Annotated in this window: 4 protein-coding genes; 3 read left to right on the plus strand and 1 reads right to left on the minus strand. The window is 72.2% G+C overall.

The window, feature by feature from the left end; genetic code table 11:
• From FOE67_RS20365 to glmS, 3 genes are all read left to right on the plus strand, one after another.
• Positions 1 to 158, plus strand: a 158-nt coding sequence (locus tag FOE67_RS20365) for an SHOCT domain-containing protein (protein WP_182666291.1), incomplete at its 5' end; no start/stop codon positions are given.
• A gap of 119 nt (positions 159 to 277) precedes the next feature.
• A complete protein-coding gene (locus FOE67_RS20370; RefSeq protein WP_143617583.1) occupies positions 278 to 553 on the plus strand; it encodes a hypothetical protein in 276 nt (91 codons plus the stop codon).
• Between the two features lie 98 nt (positions 554 to 651).
• Positions 652 to 2,472 (plus strand): glutamine--fructose-6-phosphate transaminase (isomerizing), encoded by a 1,821-nt coding sequence (gene glmS, locus FOE67_RS20375; protein ID WP_182666292.1) that lies wholly within the window; start codon positions 652 to 654, stop codon positions 2,470 to 2,472.
• A gap of 341 nt (positions 2,473 to 2,813) precedes the next feature.
• Here the strand turns inward: glmS and FOE67_RS20380 are convergent, their stop codons facing one another.
• The gene (locus FOE67_RS20380) at positions 2,814 to 3,338 is read right to left on the minus strand and encodes a universal stress protein (RefSeq protein WP_182666293.1); all 525 of its coding nucleotides are present in this window, start codon (positions 3,336 to 3,338) and stop codon (positions 2,814 to 2,816) included.
• Positions 3,339 to 3,410: the final 72 nt, after the last annotated feature.

Here is a 3,410-nt window from a genome sequence, read left to right on the forward strand (position 1 = left end):
GAGCGGAGGGGGGCGCGGGGGCCGACGGGCCCGGGGTCGGCCACGATCCCGACGCGGTGCTGCGCCGGTTGCGCGAGCTGGGCGAGCTGCGCTCCTCCGGCGTGCTGACCGAGGAGGAGTTCACCCGCGCGAAGCGGGCCCTGCTCGACCGTCTGTGAGCCACGGGGCGGTACCCGGGCCCGGGAACACTCCTTCCGGACTGTCGTCCGCGACACGTTCGTGCCCGATATCGGGCAGGGTTGTTGCGAAAGTCCTCTTCGGTTCCCACTATCAAGGGGTGCTCGGCCGTCGTACGTCCCATGAGGACCTGATCGACCACCTGACCCGCACCACGCCGCTGGGACGCGGCGAGGCGGCCCGGGTGGTCCTCGACGTCCTGGCCTACTTCGACGAGACGGTGGAGGAGTACGTGCGCAGACGCCATCGCGAGCTCCAGGCCCGCGGGCTGCGCAACACGGCGATCTTCGAGGTGGTCTCGGAGGAGCTGCGGCACCGGGCGGTGGCCCCGCCCGAGCTGTCGTTGCGGCAGTTGCGCCGCATCGTCTACGGCTGACCGGCGCGTCCGGCGCCCCGAACCCCGTCCCGTCCCCACCGGCTCCGTCCCGGAGCCGGTCCGCACCACCGCCCGACCGGCACCAGGAGGAACCCCGTATGTGTGGAATCGTCGGCTACATCGGCAGGCGCGACGTGGCGCCGCTGCTCCTGGAGGGACTGCAGCGCCTGGAGTACCGGGGGTACGACTCCGCCGGCATCGCGATCCACAGCTCCGGCAAGGGCGGCGGCCTCAAGACCGTCAAGAACAAGGGCCGGGTCCGTGACCTGGAGGCCAAGGTGCCCGCGCGCTTCGCCGGCAACTGCGGCATCGCCCACACCCGCTGGGCCACCCACGGCGCCCCCAACGACACCAACGCCCACCCCCACACCGACGCGGACGGCCACGTGGCCGTGGTCCACAACGGCATCATCGACAACTCCTCCGAGCTGCGCGCCAAGCTGGCCGCCGACGGCGTCGAGCTGGTCTCCGACACCGACACCGAGGTCCTGGCCCACCTGGTGGGCCGTTCGCAGGCCCCGAGCCTGGAGGAGAAGGTCCGCGAGGCGCTGCGGCACATCGAGGGCACCTACGGCATCGCCGTCCTGCACGCCGACTTCCCCGACCGCATCGTGGTCGCCCGCAACGGCTCCCCCGTGGTGCTGGGCATCGGTGACCGGGAGATGCTCGTCGCCTCCGACGTCGCCGCCCTGATCAGCCACACCCGTCAGGTGATCACCCTCGACGACGGCGAGATGGCCACCCTGAAGGCCGACGACTACCGCACCTACACCACCGACGGCAGCCGCACCGCCGCCTCGCCCACCACCGTGGAGTGGGAGGCCGAGAGCTACGACATGGGCGGCCACGACACCTACATGCACAAGGAGATCGCCGAGCAGGCGGACGCGGTGGACCGGGTGCTGCGCGGCCGGCTCGACGACCGCTTCGCCACCGTCCGCCTCGGCGGCCTGAACCTCGACGCCCGCGAGGCCCGCACGATGCGCCGGGTCAAGATCCTGGGTTGCGGTTCGGCCTACCACGCCGGTCAGATCGGCGCGCAGATGATCGAGGAGCTGGCCCGCATCCCCGCCGACGCCGAGCCGGCCAGCGAGTTCCGCTACCGCAACCCGGTGGTGGATCCCGACACCCTCTACATCGCGGTCAGCCAGTCCGGCGAGACCTACGACACCCTCGCGGCGGTCCAGGAGCTCAAGCGCAAGGGCGGCCGGGTGCTGGGTGTGGTCAACGTGGTGGGCAGCGCCATCGCCCGGGAGACCGACGGCGGCGTCTACGTGCACGCCGGCCCCGAGGTCTGCGTGGTCTCCACCAAGTGCTTCACCAACACCGCGGTCGCCTTCGCGCTGCTCGCCCTGCACCTGGGACGGATCCGGGACCTGTCGGTGACCGACGGCAAGCGGATCATCGAGGGCCTGCGCAGGCTGCCCGGCCAGATCGCCGAGATCATGGAGGGCGAGGAGCGCATCGCGAAGCTGGCGGCGGAGTTCGCCGACGCGAAGAGCATGATGTTCGTCGGCCGGGTGCGGGGCTTCCCGGTGGCCAAGGAGGCCTCCCTGAAGCTGAAGGAGGTCTCCTACATCCACGCGGAGGCCTACCCGGCCTCCGAGCTCAAGCACGGTCCCCTCGCCCTCATCGAGCCCGAGGTGCCGACGGTGGCGATCGTGCCGGACGACGAACTGCTGGAGAAGAACCGCGCCACCCTGGAGGAGATCAAGGCGCGCAGCGGCCGCATCCTGGCGGTGGCCCACTCCGAGCAGGAGAAGGCCGACGACACCATCGTGGTCCCGCGCAACGAGCCCGAGCTGGACCCCGTGCTCATGGGCATTCCGCTCCAGCTGCTGGCCTACCACACGGCGTTGGCGCTGGGCCGGGACATCGACAAGCCCCGCAACCTGGCGAAGTCCGTCACCGTCGAGTGACCCCGGCGGGCCGGACCGGTCCGCGAGCCGTTCGCCCCCACCGGAGCCGGTGGGGGCGAACGTGCGTCGGTCCCCGGGGAGGCGGATGCCACCGGTCCACCGCCCCGGGGACCGCGCGGGTGCCGGCGTCGCCCATACGCCGGCCCGGTCGCCACCGGCGGGTCCGTCACCTCCCGCGCGGCGGCACGTCCGCTGGCCTCCGTCGGCCTCGTTGGGTGGTATATGCCCATCACAAACGCACAATCCACCTCCGGGGCCGGAAAATCCGGTGGAAGCGGATCGCCCGCGGGGCCCGGGGCCTCCCCGCGGGGGCACGGGGGCGCAAAGCGGCGGAACGGGGCTCAGGGGATGACGACGACCGGGCGCTCCGCCCGTCGGGCCAGGCGCCCCGAGACGGTGCCCAGGATGCGTCCCAGCACGCCGCGGGTGGAGCCCACCACGATGGCATCGGCCGCGTACTCCCGGCCCACCTCCTCCAACTCGTGGCAGATGTCCCCACCGCGCTCCAACAGCACCCAGGGGATCTCGGAGAGGTGGTCGGCGCACGCCAGTTCCAGGCCCAGCACCTCGGTGCGGTGATCGGGGACGTCGATCAGGGTCGGGGGCTCGCAACCGGCCCACAGGGTGGAGGGCAGTCGGTTGGCCACGTGCACGATGATCAGGCCGGAGCCGGAGCGACGGGCCATGCCGATCGCGTAGGCCAGGGCGCGTTCGCTGGAGGTGGAGCCGTCGAAGCCCACCACCACGCCGTGCCGGAAGGCCGGGTCGCGCGGCGTGCACGACTCGTCGGCCGACCGGTGGGGATCCGTCGGCTCGGCGACGGGCCGCTTGCGGTCAGCGGGCTCGGGAAGCTCTGGGGCGACCATGGGAATCTCGGAGGTGTCTCGGGGAGAGGGCCTCTCGGCGGTCGGCGGGAAGGAGGGGGCGGACTCCCGGGG

This window comes from Streptomyces calidiresistens, from assembly GCF_014141525.1.
GTDB classification, from domain to species: domain Bacteria; phylum Actinomycetota; class Actinomycetes; order Streptomycetales; family Streptomycetaceae; genus Streptomyces; species Streptomyces calidiresistens.